This window comes from Pseudoxanthomonas japonensis (genome assembly GCF_010093445.1).
GTDB lineage: Bacteria > Pseudomonadota > Gammaproteobacteria > Xanthomonadales > Xanthomonadaceae > Pseudoxanthomonas_A > Pseudoxanthomonas_A japonensis.
Genome location: NZ_PDWW01000004.1, coordinates 93,410 through 110,054 on the forward strand (window position 1 = coordinate 93,410; position 16,645 = coordinate 110,054).

The following is a 16,645-nucleotide window of genomic DNA, read 5'->3' on the forward strand; positions in this document are numbered from 1 at the left end:
GTTCACCGCGTTTCACGCAGTCCCAGCGCCAGCAACTTCGCTTCGATGCGCTCGCTCAGGTTGCCGGGCGCAGCGAGCTCCATCCGCGCCATCGCCTCGCTGTCATCGGATCTCGCCCCCAGCGCACGCAGCACCGTACCGATCTTCTTCCATGGCGTGGCGGTATTCGCCTTCAGCCAGCCCAGCGCCTTGACGATGCGCTGCTCAACGTCGGTGAAATCGCTGCCCAGCGGGTAGTCGGGCAGGGTGCCGTCGTGGCGGAACGCACGCAGCCGCGCGGACAGGTGCGCCGGCGTGTTGTCGATCCAGTGCGCGGCCGCATGGAAGCCGGCACGCAGCTTGCCGGCCTGTTGCGCCTGCGCCATCAACGCCTGCTGGAAGCGCGCATCGGTGATGCCGCCCATCGCGATGATGCAGTCCTCGTCGTTCCTGCCGCGCACATCGGCGATACCGTACTCGTTGACGTAGACGTCGCGCAGGTGGCGCGGGATGGTCGTGTGCCCGTAGTTCCAGCGCACGTTCGATTCGGCGGCACCGGCGTCTTCGCGCACCGCGCGGAACATCAGCACGCTGCGTGCGCCGTCCAGTGCGTTCGACATGTCGACGAAGTTGTACTGCCCGCCGACACCCGAGACCACGCGGCCGTCCTCCAGCCCGTCGGAGACGGCGGCGCCCAGTGCGGTCGCCATCATGCAGGAGTTGAAGAAGCGCGCGTCGTGGCGCTGCAGGCGGGCCAGCGATTCGCGTCCGCGTTCCAGCTCGTTGATCAGGCTGATGCGGCGCATGCCGATGGCGCGACGCTGGTCGTCCGGCAACGTGCGTAGCCACTCGTAGAACGCCGGCGAGCCGAGGTAGAAGGCGCCGTGCAGGTATTCGCCATCGCGCTCCAGTCGTGCCTGGTCGCCGAGGTTGGCGGTGCCGTCGGCGAGCCGCTGCATCAGTGCCTCGTCGTCCGCCACCTTGCGGCGGATCACGCCGGTTTCGACCAATCGCTTGAAACCCTCGTTGATCATTTCACTGCAGCCGTACAGGCCGATGGCGAACGGATCGAGGCCGCCGCTGGCGATCACGGCGGGGTGGCGTTCCAGTTCCGGATCCATCGCGGCCAGCACGCGCCGGTAGGTCGCGTTGTCGGTGTGGCGCAGCACCAGCGCATGGCACAGCGCATCGGCCAGCGCGCCGATGCCGATCTGCAGCGTGCCGCCATCGCGCACCAGCGTGCTGGCGTACAGGCCGATGGCGTAGTCGACGTCCGACACCGGCTGGCGCGGCAGGCCGAACAGCGCGGGATAAGGGCCGGGCGGCGAGACGACCAGGTCGAAGTAGTCCTCGTCCACCGCTGCGGTGCCGCCGATCCACGGCAGCTCGGGATCCACTTCGGCTACCAGCAGCGGACGCGGCAGACCGCGCGCGACGATGGCATCCACGGCGTCCTGGGTCAGGTCGTTGTTGCATGAGAACGACAGCCGCGTGCCACCCGCCTCGCGCGCGACCTTCTGCACGATGACGTTGAGTTCGCGGTCCACCAGCGCGCGCGCAACGTGCGTGTAGTTCAGGCTGGCGTAGTGCCGCTGTGCCGTGGTCGAGCGCAGCAGCGCGCCGCCCTGCATGTAGAACTCTTCGACCTCGATATTCGGCGGAAGCGCGTCACGCTTGATTGCCTGCACGTAGGCGAGGCGCGGGAAATCCTCGCCGAAGTGGCGCGCCGCGAACGGCTTCACGAAGCGGCCTTCCAGTCCCTTGCCCCCGCCCGGCGGATCCAGCGACAGCGCGGTGTACAGCATCCACGACCGCGACGGTTCCGCGGCGATCCGCGCATACAGCGCATTCAACAGCCGATGCGGCTTTCCGATGCCCAGCGGCGCGCCCATGCGCAACGGCCCGTAGGTGTGGGACAGGATGAGGTCGACAGCGTCGTCGAGGTCGGTGAGGTGCTTGGCCATGGCGCCAGCGTACCCAGCCGGATGTTAACCGGCCATGGGCTGGCTCACTGCTCCAGCATGTCCGGCCGGAACAGCCGTCGCCGCGAGACTTCCCGGCCCGACACCATGAAGCGGCCATCGCCCCGGTAATGCACGGTGCGCGGCAGGCGGGGCGAGGTGGCGACATGCGCGTGGACGATGCGCCAGACGAAGAGGGGATAGTCGGCGGTGATGCGGGTTTCGTGCAGGCGGCATTCGAAGCGCGCGTGGCATTCGCCGATGCCGGGCGCGTCGACCTCGCGCGACGGCAATGCGGTCAGGCCGAAGCGTTCGAATTTGTCCTGCTCGCTGCTGCTGCAGTTGCCGATCCGCACCACCGTATCGAGCAGGTCCTCCGTCGGCAGGTTGATCACGCACTCGCGGCTGGCGCGGGCCAGCGCGTGGCTGCGGTTCGCCTGCCAGAGGTACGTGCCGACCAGGTCGTAGCCCAGCATCATGTGCCAACCCAGCGTCATGATGGCGCGCTCGTCCCGGTGCACCGTGCTGAGCAGCACGACGGGGCCGGGCTCCAGATAGCGTCGCGCCCGGTCGGGCGGCAGGGTCTTCCAGCGCTTCTTGGTCATGTGGCGGCTCCGATGTCAGGAAGCAGCCTACGCGCGGCTCAGTCGAGAGCGTGTATGGAATCCGCCACGCGCCGGACTTCGTCCGGGTGGTGGCTGACGTAGACGATGGGCAGGCGGATCTCGTCGCGCACGCGCTGAAGATAGGGGATCAGTTCCTCGCGGCGCGCCTGATCCAGCGCCGATAGCGGCTCGTCGAACAACAGCAGCGAGGGCTGCGACAGCAGCGCACGGCCGATCGCCACGCGCTGCGCTTCGCCGCCGGACAGGTTGCGCGTGCGCCGCGCCAGCAGCGGCGCGATGCCGAGCAGGTCGACCACCGTATCGAAGCCGAACCGTGGTGCACCGCGTCCGCCATGCCGTCCGTACAGCAGGTTGCGGCGCACATCGAGGTGCGGGAACAGGCGCGCATCCTGGAACACGTAGCCGACGCGCCGCCGGTGCACGGGTTCATCGATGCGTCGCGTACTGTCGAACAGGCAATGGCCATCCACTTCGATGCGGCCCGAGGCCGGCGTCACCAGCCCGGCGATGGCGTTGAGCACGGAGGTCTTGCCGGCGCCCGACGGACCGACCAGCGCGATCACGCGTGCTTCGTCGTCGATACGGACATGGCGGTGGAAGTGGCCGCGCCGCAGTTCGATGTCGAGCTTCAGCATCAGCTCTCCTCCCCGTGGCGCGTGTAGTGGCGCCGTACCAGCCATTCGGAGAACAGCAGCGCGGCCAGCGAGATCACCACGGCCACCGCGGCCAGCCGCCAGATGCCGGCTTCGCCGCCGGGCACCTGCATCAGGCCGTAGATCGCGGAAGACAGCGTCTGCGTTTCACCGGGGATGTTGGAGACGAAGGTGATGGTGGCGCCGAATTCGCCCAGCGCCTTGGCGAAGGCCAGCACGCTGCCGGCGACCAGCCCGGGCCAGGCCAGCGGCAGGGTGATGGTGAAGAACACGCGCCACGGCCCGGCGCCGAGCGTGGACGCGGCCTGTTCCAGCCGGCGGTCCGTCGCTTCCAGCGATAGCCGGATGGAGCGCACCATCAACGGGAAGCCCATCACCGCGCAGGCCAGTGCCGCACCCGTCCAGCGGAACGCGAAGACGATGCCGAAGTGCTCCTGCAGGAATGCCCCGACCGCGCCCTGCGTACCGAGCGTGACGAGCAGCGCGTACCCCATCACGACCGGCGGCAGCACGAGCGGGAGATGCACGAGGGCATCGAGCAGCGCCTTGCCGGGAAACCGCGTGCGCGCCAGCAGCCAGCCGACCAGCACGCCGAACGGCAGGCTGGCCAGCGCCGCCACCAGCGCCACCTTCAGGCTCAGGCGGATGGCGGTGAGTTCTTCCGGCGAGAACGCGTCGAGCATGCGCAGGTCAAGGCTTCACGGCGAAGCCGCGGCGCTGGAAGATCGCATCGGCGGCGGGCGAGGCCAGCCAGTGCACGAACTGCGTCGCCTGCGCGGAGCGCGCACCGCGCAGCGCCGCCACCGGGTAGACGATCGGCGGATGCGAATCCTCCGGGAAGGTCGCGAGCACGCGTACGCCCGGCTCCGCCTTCGCGTCCGAGGCGTACACGATGCCCAGCGGCGTCTCGCCGCGCGCCACCAGCATCAGCGCCGCACGCACGCTGTCGGATTCGGCCAGCCGCGCCTTGACGCCGTTCCACAGCGACAGCGATTCCAGCGAGGCCTTCGCGTACTTGCCGGCCGGCACCGTCTGCGTCTGGCCTACCGCGAGGCGTCCGTCGCCGAGGGCGGCGAGGAACGTGGCGGGCCGCTTCAGGTCGACGCGTGCCTTGCTCGCCCTCGGCGCGACCAGCACCAGCTGGTTGCCCAGCAGGCTGCGGCGCGTGGCGACCTCGAGCTTGTTGCGCTCCTGCAGGTAGTCCATCCACTCCAGGTCGGCGGAGAAGAACACGTCGGCTGGCGCACCTTGTTCGATCTGCCGTGCGAGCGCGGAGCTGGCGGCGTACGACACGCGGACCGGGACGCCGGTCTGCGTCTGGTAGGCGGTGGCGGCTTCGTCCAGCGATTCCTTCAGGCTGGCGGCGGCGAAGACGGTAAGGCCGGCATTGTCCTGCGCGCGCGCGATGGGTGGCGCGAGCACGGTGGCGAGCAGCAGGGCGGCGGTTGCGACGGGGCGGAGCAACGCGGACAGGTTCATGCGAACGACTCCTGAAGAAGATCACGGGACGATGCGGGCGATGCCGCATCGCGCTCAGCGCCCATCCAGCGCCTTGTTCAACACCGCTGCCAGTGCCACGCCGCCGGCGCGCAGCTGGCGCTCGGCGATGGGCAGGTGCTTGTCCACGTAGGCCTGTTCGAGCTTCGCGCGGCGGGGATAGAAATCCGGTTGGGTCACCACATGGCACGACTGCTCGGCCCAGGCCGCCGCCGGTGGAGGCAGGGTCATCGCCGGGAGAGTGGGACGTGGCAGCGTGCGCAGATGGTCCAGATACGCCTGCTCGCTGCGGCCGGTGGACAGCAGCATGCGGCTGTCCCACAGCGTGTGCATGTTGGTGCCGCGCCCGTTCCAGTTGATCTGGAAGTCATTGCCGCCCTTGTCGTGTCCATAACCGGCGTGCAGCGGTTGGTGGGCATCGCCGACGAAATGCACGACGAACTTCAGTGCCTGCAGGCGCTCGGCACGCGGACGCCGCGCGTCGGCCAGGATCGCGGTCTGTTTACGGATCGCTTCCACCACGCAGTTGCCACCGGGGCAGTCGCGTTGTTGCAGGTAGGCGCAGTCGTGCTCGCCGATGTTGACGAAGTGCCAGTTCGCGGATTCGCGTCCGAGTGCGGGATCGTTCTTGCGCAGGTCGTCGGCCCAGCCGGCGATCCCCGCCAGCGTGGGATCGGGCTCGCCCTGCAGCAGGATGTCGATCTGGCGGCGGGTGTCGGGCGAAAGATCGTCCCAGGCCAGCAACGCCACCAGCCGATGGCCTAGCAGGCCCCAGGCGTGCGCGGGAACCGGCATCAGCGCGAATGCGAGCGAAGCGACGAGCGTGAGCGCGAAAAGAAGGGAACGGACCATGCCGGTACTGTAACCGACACAGGCCGTTCCCCGATTTACCGCAGGCGCCGGATCGAGCGCGTGCTCAGAACTTCAGGACATAAGCCACGCCGTACACCAGCGGGTCGATGTTGGCCGTGCCCAGTTTGGCGCCGTCCACTTCCACCTTGGTGTCGATGTCGGCCCAGCGCACGTCCACGCGCACCGCGCTGCGCTCGCTGACCTTGAAGTCGAGGCCGGCATGGGCGGCAAGGCCCCAGGAGTCGTCCAGCTTCAGCCTGGTGCCTTCGAGCGCACCGGTGGTGTCTTCACTGAAGAAGGTCGTGTAGTTCAGGCCCACGCCGAGCAGCGGCGACACCTTGCCCTCGCTGTTGAAGTGGTACTGCAGCGACACGGTCGGCGGCAGATGCTTGGTTTCGCCCACCTTGCCCACGCCCTTCACCGAGATGTCGTGCTTGAACGGCAGTGCGGCCAGCACTTCCAGGCCCAGGTTGTCGCGCAGGAAGTATTCGAAGGTCACGGTCGGCTTGACGTCGCTGTCGATCTCCAGCGGCAGGGTGCCGCCGGCGAGGGTGCCGTTGTCGGATTTCGGGTTGACCTGGTGCACGCCCACGCCCAGCGTCCAGTCGCCCTTGGACTGGGCGAAGGCGGGAACGGCGGCGCCCAGGGCGAGGGCGATGGCAATCGGGACAAGGGTCTTCTTCATGGTGGTGACGCTCGTTGGAATGTGGCGCCAGTCTCTGCCCGCGTTTCCCGTGCCGCCTTGATCCTGATCAATGCCTGCGGGGACGTGCCGGCGGGGCGGCCTGTTAGAATGTCGGCCCCCGTCAACCCCGCCGCGCCAGGCGCGGCCGCAGGAGTCCCGAGCAATGTCGATCAAGGTGGGTATCAACGGCTTCGGCCGCATCGGACGCAACGTGCTGCGTTCCGCCGTGCAGAACTTCGGCAACGACATCGAGATCGTCGCCATCAACGATCTGCTGGAGCCGGACTACCTGGCCTACATGCTGCAGTACGACTCCGTGCATGGCCGCTTCGACGGCGACGTGAAGGTCGAAGGCGGCGCGCTGTTCGTCAACGGCAAGAAGATCCGCCTCACCCAGGAACGCGACCCCGCCAACCTGAAGTGGGACGAGGTCGGCGCTGACATCGTCATCGAATCCACCGGCCTGTTCCTCGACAAGGCCACCGCGCAGAAGCATCTCGACGCGGGCGCGAAGAAGGTCGTCCTGTCGGCACCGTCGAAGGACGACACGCCGATGTTCGTCTATGGCGTGAACCACGAGACCTACAACGGCGAGGCGATCATCTCCAACGCCTCGTGCACGACCAACTGCCTGGCGCCGATCGCCAAGGTGCTGCATGACAAGTGGGGCATCAAGCGCGGCCTTATGACCACCGTGCACGCGGCCACCGCCACGCAGAAGACGGTCGACGGCCCGAGCAACAAGGACTGGCGCGGCGGCCGCGGCATCCTCGAGAACATCATTCCGTCGTCCACCGGTGCGGCCAAGGCCGTCGGCGTGGTCATCCCGTCGCTCAACAAGAAGCTGACCGGCATGTCGTTCCGCGTGCCGACCAGCGACGTGTCGGTGGTCGACCTGACCGCCGAGCTCGAGAACCCGGCGACGTACGACGAGATCAAGGCCGAGATGAAGGCGCAGAGCCAGGGTGCGTTGAAGGGCATCCTCGGCTACACCGAGGACAAGGTGGTCGCCACCGATTTCCGCGGTGACACCCGCACCTCGATCTTCGACGCGGAAGCCGGCATCGCGCTGGACCCGACCTTCGTCAAGATCGTCAGCTGGTACGACAACGAGTGGGGCTACTCCAACAAGTGCCTGGAAATGGTCCGCGTGGTCGCCGGCAAGTAAGGCGCTCTGAGCTGCCGTATCGCACGGGCGCCCTTGGGGCGCCCGTGTCGTTTCCGGGTATCGTCATGTGATACGAGATGGGCGGGATCGCGCCACCGGCGCATCGGATTCTTGCAAATCCGGTGGCCTTGCCCGAGGCTGCGGCGAGGCTGAAGGGACGGCCGGGGAGCGGATGCCCGTTCCCGCACCGAACACGCAACGACGGGGTAGGCGATGGATGATCTGGCGGGAATTCTGGTGTTGCTCGGCCTGGCCGTACTGGCGGTGCCGGTACTGCTGATCGTGGCGCTGGTGGCGATCAGCGGCCTGAAGCGCCGCGTCGCCGATCTGGAGCGGCAGGTAAGCCAGCTGCGCGTGCCGCAGGCCGCCGTGGTCGCACCGGAGGCCGTGGCGCCTGTGCCCGCCGACACCGGACCCACCCTGGCGGAACTCGTACGCTCGCCGCCGCCGCGCGTGGAAACGCCGCCTCCCGTGCGGGCGACCACGCCACCGCCGATTCCTCCGCGCCAGGCGCCGCCGCCGGAGATCCCCGCACAACCTGCGGCCGCGTTGCCGCCGCGTCCGCCGCGCGACGAACCGCCGCCGCGTCCCGCCAAGCCTGATGTGTTCACCGTTGCGCTCCGCGCGGTGCAGCGCTGGTTCACCGTCGGCAACGTGCCGGTGAAGATCGGCGTGCTGGTGCTGTTCGCCGGTGTGGCTGCGCTGCTGAAATACGGCGCCGACCAGGGCTGGTTCTCGCTGCCGCCGGAGCTGCGCCTGGCCGGCATCGCCGCCGCGGCGCTGGGCGCGCTGGTGTTCGCGTGGCGCAAGCGCGACAGCAACCGCACGTTCGCGCTCAGCCTGCAGGGTGGCGCCATCGGTGTGCTGCTGCTGGTGGTGTTCGCCGCGGTCAAGATCTTCGGGGTGATCCCGGCCGGCGCGGCCTTCGCGCTGAGCATCGTGCTGATCGCCGGCGCGGGCATGCTGGCCGTCCTGCAGGACGCTAAGTCGCTGGCCGTGTTCGCGCTGCTCGCGGGTTTCCTCGCGCCGATCTGGCTTTCCACCGGCAGCGGCAACCATGTCGCGCTGTTCTCGTACTACGCGGTATTGAATGCGGCCATCGTCGGTATCGCCTGGTACAGATCCTGGCGGATTCTCAACCTGCTCGGCTTCGTCTTCACCTTCGGCATCGGCACCGCATGGGGGCTGTTCGATTACGCACCGGAGAAGTACGCCAGTACGCAGCCGTTCCTGGCCTTGTTCTTCGTCTTCTATCTGCTGATCCCGTTGCTGTTTGCGCGTCGCCAGCCGGCCGGTCGCCGCGACTTCATCGATGGCTGCCTGGTGTTCGGCATACCGCTGGTGGCGTTCTCGCTGCAGGCGGGCCTGATGCAGGGCGGCAGCTTCGAGGACAGCCGCCTGCCGCTGGCGTTCTGCGCGCTGGGCCTGGGGGTGCTGTATGCGGGGCTGTCGTGGACATTGCGTCGCCGCGCGAACTACGACGTGCTCGCACAGTCGTACGCGTTGCTGGCGGTCGGTTTCGCCACCCTGTCGGTCCCCTTGGCGCTGTCGGCGCAGGCCACGGCGTGCGTGTTCGCGCTGGAAGGCGCCGCGCTGGCGTGGCTGGGACTGCGGCAGTCGCGGTTGTTGCCGCAGCTGACCGGTGCCGGTCTGCAGATCGCGGCGGCGGTGGCGTTCTTCATCGCCCAGGTCGACGTTGCCTCGTGGCGCGAGACCGTGGACGCGACGATGTTCGCCAATGCGTCGTTCATGAGCGCCCTGCTGATCACGGTGGCCGGTTTCGCCAGTGCGTGGGCGTACCGCGCGCGTGGCCATGGCGTGGCGCTGGTCTACTACCTGTGGGCCCTCGCGTGGTGGCTGGGCAACGGCATGGTCGAGATCGATACGCATGTCGCCTATCGCGCCGAACCCGACGCACTGCTGGCATTCGCCGCGCTGACCGGCTGGCTGGCGGCCGAAGTGCATCGTCATCGTCCATCCACCGCGTTGGCGTGGACGACGCTGGCCGCATTGGCATCCGCGGCTCCGTTCGCGCTGTGGCAATCGGAGGTGCACCAGCAGCCGTTCGCGGGTCACGGCGCCTGGGCGTGGCTCGCCTACGCCGTGCTGGGTGTGCGCAGCCTGATGTGCCTGCGCGACAGCGATCATCGCCTTGCCGGCGCGGCGCAGTTCGTGTGGTGGCTGGTGTGGCCGCTGGTCGCGAGCCTGCTTCTGGCCTGGTTGCCCGGCCACGTGGAGGGCATGGGCGGCGGTTGGCAGACCGGCCTCGTCGCGCTGCCGTGGCTGGTGGTCGTTGCGCTGGCGCTGTTCCGCTGGGACTGGCTGGCGGCCCCATTGGGCGGGCGCTTCGACGCATGGCGCACGCCCTTGTTCAGCGTGCTGTTCGTCGTGCTCGGACTCTGGTGGTTGGTTTCGCTCTTCATGTCCGGTGACGCGCATCCGTTGCCCTGGATTCCGGTGCTGAATCCGATGGAACTGGCGCAACTCGCTACACTGGTACTGCTGCTGCGCTGGTGGATGCCGGAGGCGCGCGTGCTGCCGCCGTCGCGCATCGTGCTGCTGTCGTCGCTGGCGTTCGTGTGGATCACCTCGGTGGTGCTGCATGCCGTCCATCACTGGGGTGGCGTGCCGTGGAACGACAGCCTGGTCTCCGGCAGCCTGGCGCAGACCAGCCTGACCATCACCTGGAGCGTGCTGGGCGTGCTCGGCTGGGTGATCGGGTCGCGTCGCGGCCAGCGCATGCTGTGGCTGGGCGGTGCGGTGCTGATGGGCGTGGTACTGGCGAAACTGGTGTTCGTCGACCGTCAGCACCTGGGCAACTTGCTGGGCATCGGTTCGTTCATCGCGTACGGCCTGCTGTGCACGGTGGTGGGTTACCTGGCGCCGGCACCGCCGCGCCGCGTCGAGAACGAGGAAGCGACCGCATGAAGAAGTTCCTGATGCTCCTCGGCCTGCTGCCGCTGATGGCGGCCGCGCAGGCGCCCGCGCCCGCGCCCTACGCGAAGCGCTGGCCGCTGGTGCTGTCCGGCGAGCAGGCCGGCGCGTATCGCGTCGTGCTGGCCCCCGAGGTCTACGCCACCACTGCGTGGCCCGACCTCCGCGACGTGGACGTGCTGGATGCGCACGGCAAGCCGGTCGCGGCGGCGCTGTTCGGCCCCGAGCAACCGACGGCCTTGCCGGCGCGACGCATCGTCGTGCCGTGGTTCCCGCTGCCGGCGTCGATGCAGGATGCCGGCACGTCGTCGCGCGTGTCGGCCCAGTTCGGCGAGAACGGGCGCATCGTCCGCATCGAAGCCGACACCGGCGCCGCCACCGGGGCGGGTCCATCGCGAGCCTTCCTGGTCGACCTGAGCGGCATCCGCGACCGTGCCGAAGCGCTGGAATTCACCTGGGACACCGGCACGCCGCGCGAGGCGAGCTATCGCGTGGAGGGCAGCCACGACCTGCAGGCCTGGGACGTGGTGCAGGATCGGGTGACGCTGGTGGAACTGCAGCGGGGCGCGCAACGCCTGCTGCGCGACGACGTGCCGATCCAGAGCGGCCTGCGCTACGTGCGCTTCGTGCCGCTGGATGCGTCGCCCGCACTGCCGATCCGCGAAGTCCGCGTGCGCCTGGACGCCGTGCATCTGCAACAGGCCGTGCAGTGGTCGGAACTGCAGGGAAAGCGCGTGTCCGAGCAGGGCGTCGACGCGTTCATCTACGAGAACACCGGTCGCCATCCGGTCGCCTTCGCCGACCTGGCGATGGAAGACTACGCGGTGGGCGAGTGGACGCTGGAAAGCCGCGACGCGACCGATGCGCCATGGCGGCTTCGTGCCGGTCCGTGGGTGGCGTATCGGGTCGGTGGCGATCGTCCGAGCGCGTCGCCCGCGCAGCCGCTGGCGAGCGAGCCGGCACGCGACCGCTACTGGCGCCTGCGCAATCGCAGCGCATTGCCCGATCAGGTGCCTACGCTGAGGCTGGGGTACCGCCCCGAGGTGATGGTCTTCCTTGCGCAGGGCACGCCGCCGTACGCGCTGGTGGCAGGCAGCGCAACGGCACGCAGAGCCGTCGTGCCGATGCCGGCGCTGGTGGATGCGCTGCGTCGTGACCGGGGCGAAGACTGGCAGCCTGCGCCTGCGTACCTGTCGCCGGCCTCGGCGCTCGCCGGTGATGCGGCGCTGATCGCACCGCCCACGCCGCGCGACTGGAAGACCTGGCTGCTGTGGGGCCTGCTGGTGCTGGGCGCCGCACTGGTGGCGGCCTTCGCCTTCAGCCTGTTGCGCAGCCGTCCACCGGCGTAGTCCGCGCTTCGTTTGCGGCATGCGGGGGCAGGCGGGACAATAGCGGTCTTTCCCGCTGCCCAGGACCTCCCATGCCCATCGTCCGCATGACCGACCTCGACCTCGCCGGCAAGCGCGTGCTGATCCGCCAGGATCTGAACGTGCCGATCGACGGTGGCCGCATCACTTCCGAGCAGCGCATCACCGCGTCCCTGCCGACGCTGAAGCTGGCGCTGCAGAAGGGCGCGGCGGTCATGGTCACCTCGCACCTCGGGCGACCCAAGGAAGGCGTGTGGAGCGAAGCCGATTCGCTGGCGCCGGTCGCCGCGCGCCTGTCGGAACTGCTCGGCGTCGACGTGCCGCTGGTGAAGGATTGGGTGGAAGGCGTCGATGTCGCACCCGGGCAGATCGTCCTGCTCGAGAACTGCCGCATGAACGTCGGCGAGGGCAAGGACGACGAGGCACTGTCGAAGCAGTACGCCGCGCTTTGCGACGTGTTCGTCATGGACGCCTTCGGCACCGCACACCGCGCACAGGCCTCGACCCACGGCGTGATCCGCTTCGCCCCGGTCGCCGCCGGCGGCCCGCTGTTGATGGCCGAACTGGATGCGCTGGACAAGGCGCTCGCCAACCCCGCGCGTCCGCTGCTCGCCATCGTCGCCGGCAGCAAGGTCTCCACCAAGCTGGAACTGCTGACCAGCCTGGTCGGCAAGGTCGATCAGCTGATCGTCGGCGGCGGGATCGCCAACACCTTCATCGCGGCTGAAGGCCATGCGGTCGGCAAGTCGCTGTACGAAGCCGACCTGATCGATACCGCGAAGAAGATCGACGCCGACGCCAAGGCGCGCGGTGCCGAGATTCCGCTGCCGACCGACGTGGTGGTCGCCACCGCGTTCGCCGCCGATGCGCCGGCGACGGTGAAGGCCGTCGATGCGGTCGCGGCCGACGACCTGATCCTCGATATCGGTCCGCAGACCGCACAGCGCTACGCCGAGCTGATCAGGTCGGCCGGCACGGTGGTATGGAACGGCCCGGTGGGCGTGTTCGAATTCGATGCCTTCGGCAAGGGCACCGAGACGTTGGCGCACGCCATCGCGCAGTCGAAGGCGTTCTCCATCGCCGGTGGCGGTGACACGCTGGCGGCGGTGGACAAGTACGGCATCGCCGATGACGTCAGCTACATCTCCACCGGCGGTGGCGCGTTCCTGGAATTCCTGGAGGGCAAGACGCTGCCGGCCGTTGCCGCGCTGGAAGCACGCGCGCAGTGAGCCGCGATACGCTGTTCTTCGATCTCGACGGCACCCTGATCGATTCGGCCGTCGGCATTACCCGCTGCATCGCGCATGCGCTTACGCAGCTCGAGCATCCGGTTCCACCGGAGGCCGAGCTGCGTGGCTGGATTGGCCCGTCGCTGCGAACCAGCTTCCTGCCGCTGCTCGGCGATCCGGTGAAGGTCGAAGCCGCCGTCGAACACTACAGGGAGCGCTTCGAGTCACACGGCTGGCTGGAGCACCAGGTCTATGCCGGCATCGGCGAGGCCATCGAGGCGCTGCACGCCGATGGCCACCGGCTCGCCGTGGTCACCGCGAAGAACGAACCGCATGCGCGCAAGATCCTGGCGCATCTGCCGTTCGGGCACCGCTTCGAGGACATCATCGGCGCCACCGCCGATGGCCGCCTGAGCCACAAGAAGGATCTGATCGGCGAAGCACTGCGTCGTCTGGCGCTGACGCCGGATGCTTGCTGGATGATCGGCGACCGCCACATGGACATCGATGGCGCGCATCACCACGGCATGCGCAGCGTCGGCGTGTTGTGGGGCTTTGGCGGTGAAGCGGAGTTGCGCGACGCGGGCGCGAACCGGCTCGCGGGCGCCCCCGACCAATTGCGGCCACTGTTCGCCTGAGCGGGACGCGCGCGATCAAACGCGCGTTTCATCGTCTCGTTTTTTGCGCAGTCGGGTGTGCGTGCGCAGCATCCATCGCATGCGCAGAGACCAAAAAAATACCAGTCGTCCGGTGTGCGCGATGCTGACCAAAGCGCTTGAAAACAGCGCTTTCCGCACGTCGCCGCAAGCGTGAGGCACGCTGTCCCGGGACAGTCGCATGACGTCGCGAAGCCCGGCCTCAACGACGCTGTTTCGCTGTGGTAGCGTTTGCGCGATCACACGGAACCCGCACCATGACCGAACGCCAGCGCCGCACCAAGATCCTCGCCACCCTCGGACCGGCGACGGACCCGCCGGGCGTGCTGGAAGACCTGTTCCGTGCCGGCGTCAACGTGGTGCGCTTGAACTTCTCGCACGGCGATCCTTCCGGACAGGCGAAGCGCGCCGCGGCGGTGCGCCTCGCCGCGCAGCGTGTCGGCGCCGAGGTCGGCATCCTCGCCGACCTGCCGGGCCCGAAGATCCGCGTCGAGCGGTTCGCCGAAGGCAAGGTGGTGCTGAAGACGGGCGACCGCTTTGACCTGGTGGCCAATGTCAACGCGCCGCCCGGCGATGTCTCGCAGGTGGGTGTGAGCTACCTCGGCCTGCCCGGTGACGTGGAGGCCGGCGATGTGCTGCTGCTCGACGACGGCCTGATGCAGCTGAAGGTGGTGTCGGTCGAAGGCGAGCGCATCGTCTGCACCGTGCTCAACGACGGCGTGCTGTCCGACCGCAAGGGCCTGAACAAGCAGGGCGGCGGCCTGTCGCTGGGCGCGCTGACCGAGCGCGACCGCGAACTGATCGCCTACGTGGCCGAAAACATCGGCGTGGATTTCATCGCCGTGTCGTTCTGCCGCAACGCTGACGACATGAACGAAGCGCGCCGCATCGCGCGTGAACACGGCTGCGATGCCGCGCTCGTCTCCAAGATCGAGCGTACCGAAGCCATCGAGAACCTGGCCGAGATCGTCGACGCCAGCGACGTGGTGATGGTGGCGCGCGGCGATCTTGGCGTGGAGATCGGCGATGCCGAACTGCCCGGCCTGCAGAAGAAGATCATTCGCGAGTCGCTGGCGCGCAACAAGGTGGTCATCACCGCCACCCAGATGCTGCAGTCGATGGTGGACAGCCCGATCCCCACACGCGCCGAAGTGCTGGACGTGGCCAACGCCGTCATCGACGGCACCGACGCGGTGATGCTGTCGGCGGAAACTGCGGCGGGCAGCTATCCCGTCCGCGCGGTCGAGGCGATGGCGCGCATCTGCCTGGGCGCCGAGAAACAGTTTGAGATGGACACCGATTTCGAGAAGGCGCCGCGCAACCTGGAACGCGCCGACCAGGCCATCGCGATGGCGACGATGTTCCTGTCCGAGCACATCGGCGTGCGTGCGATCGTGGCGATGACCGAATCCGGCGGCACCGCGCGCTTCCTGTCGCGCTTCCGCTCCAATGCGCCGATCTATGCGTTCTCGCGTCACGACGGCGCGCGCCGCAAGATGGCGATGATCCGCGACGTGTTCCCGATCGCGTTCGACAGCCGCGGCCTGGCGCCTCGCGAGGCCGCGCGCGATGCGATGCGCGTGCTGCACGACCGCGAACTGCTGGCCGAGGGCGACCGCGTCATCTTCACCAGCGGCGACCACATGGAACGCCACGGCGCCACCAACACGCTGCGCCTGCTGCAGATGGGCGAGCGTGGCAAGGCCGAGGGTCTGGGCGAGCTGTAAGCGGTTCCGGCCGCGCGGCACAACCGCTGCGGCTGCCGGAGCCGGGCGCGCTGCGGCGCGTTCTTCGCCGTGATTGCCCGCTCTCGGCGGGGTGCGGTCTATAATTGGTCTCTTTTTCGTCCCGCCACAGGAATCCCATGAGCATCGAACAGCTTGCCGAAACCGCCCAGGCCATGGTCGCCGCGGGCAAGGGCATCATCGCGATCGACGAGTCCACCACCACCATCGCCAAGCGGTTCCAGGGCGTGGGCATCGAGAACACGGAAGAGAACCGTCGCGCGTACCGCGAGCTGCTGCTCACCACGCCGAAGCTGTCGGACTACATCTCCGGTGCCATCCTGTTCGACGAAACCCTGCGCCAGTCCACCAAGGACGGCGTGCCGTTCGCCAAGTACATGGCCGACCACGGCATCATCCCCGGCATCAAGGTCGACAAGGGCACGCATGCCCTGGCCGGCTGCCCGGGTGAAGTGGTCACCGAAGGCCTCGACGGCCTGCGCGACCGCCTGAAGGAGTACTACAAGCTGGGCGCGCGCTTCGCCAAGTGGCGTGCGGTCATCACCATCGGCGAGGACATCCCGTCCGGCACCTGCATCGAGGCGAATGCGCACGCGCTGGCCCGCTACGCCGCGCTGTGCCAGGAATGCGGCCTGGTGCCGATGGTGGAGCCGGAAGTGCTGATGGACGGCGACCACAACATCGAAGTCTGCTATGAAGTGACCGAAGCCGTGCTGCGCTCGCTGTTCGGCGCGCTGTACGAGCAGAACGTGCTGCTGGAAGGCACCATCCTGAAGGCCTCGATGGTCATCGCCGGCAAGGACTGCGAAGAGCAGGCCGACGTCGACGAAGTGGCCGAGTCCACCGTGATGTGCCTGAAGAGCACCGTGCCGGCGATCCTGCCGGGCGTGGTGTTCCTGTCCGGCGGCCAGACCGACGAGCAGTCCACCGCCCACCTCAACGCCATGAACCAGCTCGGCAACCTGCCGTGGCCGCTGAGCTTCTCCTACGGCCGCGCCATGCAGCAGGCCGCGCTGAAGCTGTGGTCGCAGGACCTGACCGGCAACTTCGCCAAGGCCCAGGCCGTGGTGTACGAGCGCGCCAAGGAAAACGGCCTGGCTGCGCTGGGCAAGTGGGAAGGCTGATCGCCCGCGCCACCTGAAGTGATTCCGACGCCGGCCTCGTGCCGGCGTCGTCGTTTCCGGGGTCGGAATCCGACATTCAAGCGTGTCCGCCGCTCCGCCGATGCGTCATTCCCGCGCAGGCGGGAACCCAGCGCCTTCGGCTTCACGGCGGAAAGTCGCTGGGTCCCCG

General features: G+C 68.3%; 14 protein-coding genes. 7 read left to right on the top strand and 7 right to left on the bottom strand.

Annotated features, from left to right (window positions below; all coding sequences use genetic code 11):
* Nucleotides 1-2 precede the first annotated feature (2 nt).
* The 7 genes from CSC78_RS04860 to CSC78_RS04890 all read right to left on the bottom strand — a co-directional run bounded on the left by CSC78_RS04860 (nucleotide 3) and on the right by CSC78_RS04890 (nucleotide 6,253).
* Nucleotides 3-1,943 carry an acetyl-CoA hydrolase/transferase C-terminal domain-containing protein gene (locus CSC78_RS04860; protein ID WP_162336778.1) on the bottom strand — a complete coding sequence of 647 codons (1,941 nt, stop codon included), beginning with the start codon at nucleotides 1,941-1,943 and terminating at the stop codon, nucleotides 3-5.
* Between the two features lie 44 nt (nucleotides 1,944-1,987).
* Nucleotides 1,988-2,545 carry a flavin reductase family protein gene (locus CSC78_RS04865; protein ID WP_162336779.1) on the bottom strand — a complete coding sequence of 186 codons (558 nt, stop codon included), beginning with the start codon at nucleotides 2,543-2,545 and terminating at the stop codon, nucleotides 1,988-1,990.
* A 38-nt stretch (nucleotides 2,546-2,583) separates the two neighbouring features.
* On the bottom strand, nucleotides 2,584-3,201 hold the full coding sequence (gene modC, locus CSC78_RS04870) for a molybdenum ABC transporter ATP-binding protein (RefSeq protein WP_162336780.1): 618 nt from the start codon (nucleotides 3,199-3,201) through the stop codon (nucleotides 2,584-2,586).
* A complete protein-coding gene (gene modB, locus CSC78_RS04875; protein WP_162336781.1) occupies nucleotides 3,201-3,902 on the bottom strand; it encodes a molybdate ABC transporter permease subunit in 702 nt (233 codons plus the stop codon). The genes modC and modB overlap by 1 nt, the downstream gene beginning before the upstream one ends.
* A 7-nt stretch (nucleotides 3,903-3,909) precedes the next feature.
* On the bottom strand, nucleotides 3,910-4,698 hold the full coding sequence (gene modA, locus CSC78_RS04880) for a molybdate ABC transporter substrate-binding protein (RefSeq protein WP_162336782.1): 789 nt from the start codon (nucleotides 4,696-4,698) through the stop codon (nucleotides 3,910-3,912).
* A 54-nt stretch (nucleotides 4,699-4,752) separates the two neighbouring features.
* Nucleotides 4,753-5,568, bottom strand: a complete 816-nt coding sequence (locus CSC78_RS04885) for a S1/P1 nuclease (RefSeq protein WP_162336783.1) — start codon at nucleotides 5,566-5,568, stop codon at nucleotides 4,753-4,755.
* A 64-nt stretch (nucleotides 5,569-5,632) separates the two neighbouring features.
* Nucleotides 5,633-6,253, bottom strand: coding sequence for an OmpW/AlkL family protein (locus CSC78_RS04890; RefSeq protein WP_162336784.1), 621 nt, complete (start codon nucleotides 6,251-6,253; stop codon nucleotides 5,633-5,635).
* Between the two features lie 163 nt (nucleotides 6,254-6,416).
* Between CSC78_RS04890 and gap the strand changes: the two genes are divergently transcribed.
* The 7 genes from gap to CSC78_RS04925 all read left to right on the top strand — a co-directional run bounded on the left by gap (nucleotide 6,417) and on the right by CSC78_RS04925 (nucleotide 16,476).
* Nucleotides 6,417-7,421: a type I glyceraldehyde-3-phosphate dehydrogenase gene (gene gap / locus CSC78_RS04895; RefSeq protein WP_162336785.1), complete on the top strand. Its 1,005-nt coding sequence runs from the start codon at nucleotides 6,417-6,419 to the stop codon at nucleotides 7,419-7,421.
* Between the two features lie 222 nt (nucleotides 7,422-7,643).
* On the top strand, nucleotides 7,644-10,349 hold the full coding sequence (locus CSC78_RS04900) for a DUF2339 domain-containing protein (RefSeq protein WP_162336887.1): 2,706 nt from the start codon (nucleotides 7,644-7,646) through the stop codon (nucleotides 10,347-10,349).
* Entirely contained in the window at nucleotides 10,346-11,704 is a 1,359-nt protein-coding gene (locus CSC78_RS04905) for a DUF3999 family protein (RefSeq protein ID WP_162336786.1), read from the top strand. The genes CSC78_RS04900 and CSC78_RS04905 overlap by 4 nt, the downstream gene beginning before the upstream one ends.
* Nucleotides 11,705-11,775: 71 nt before the next feature.
* Nucleotides 11,776-12,951 (top strand): phosphoglycerate kinase, encoded by a 1,176-nt coding sequence (locus tag CSC78_RS04910; RefSeq protein ID WP_162336787.1) that lies wholly within the window; start codon nucleotides 11,776-11,778, stop codon nucleotides 12,949-12,951.
* A complete protein-coding gene (locus CSC78_RS04915) occupies nucleotides 12,948-13,589 on the top strand; it encodes an HAD hydrolase-like protein (protein WP_162336788.1) in 642 nt (213 codons plus the stop codon). The genes CSC78_RS04910 and CSC78_RS04915 overlap by 4 nt, the downstream gene beginning before the upstream one ends.
* A gap of 275 nt (nucleotides 13,590-13,864) precedes the next feature.
* A complete protein-coding gene (gene pyk / locus CSC78_RS04920) occupies nucleotides 13,865-15,334 on the top strand; it encodes a pyruvate kinase (RefSeq protein WP_162336789.1) in 1,470 nt (489 codons plus the stop codon).
* A 137-nt stretch (nucleotides 15,335-15,471) separates the two neighbouring features.
* The gene (locus CSC78_RS04925; RefSeq protein ID WP_162336790.1) at nucleotides 15,472-16,476 is read left to right on the top strand and encodes a class I fructose-bisphosphate aldolase; all 1,005 of its coding nucleotides are present in this window, start codon (nucleotides 15,472-15,474) and stop codon (nucleotides 16,474-16,476) included.
* The last annotated feature ends 169 nt before the right edge of the window (nucleotides 16,477-16,645 follow it).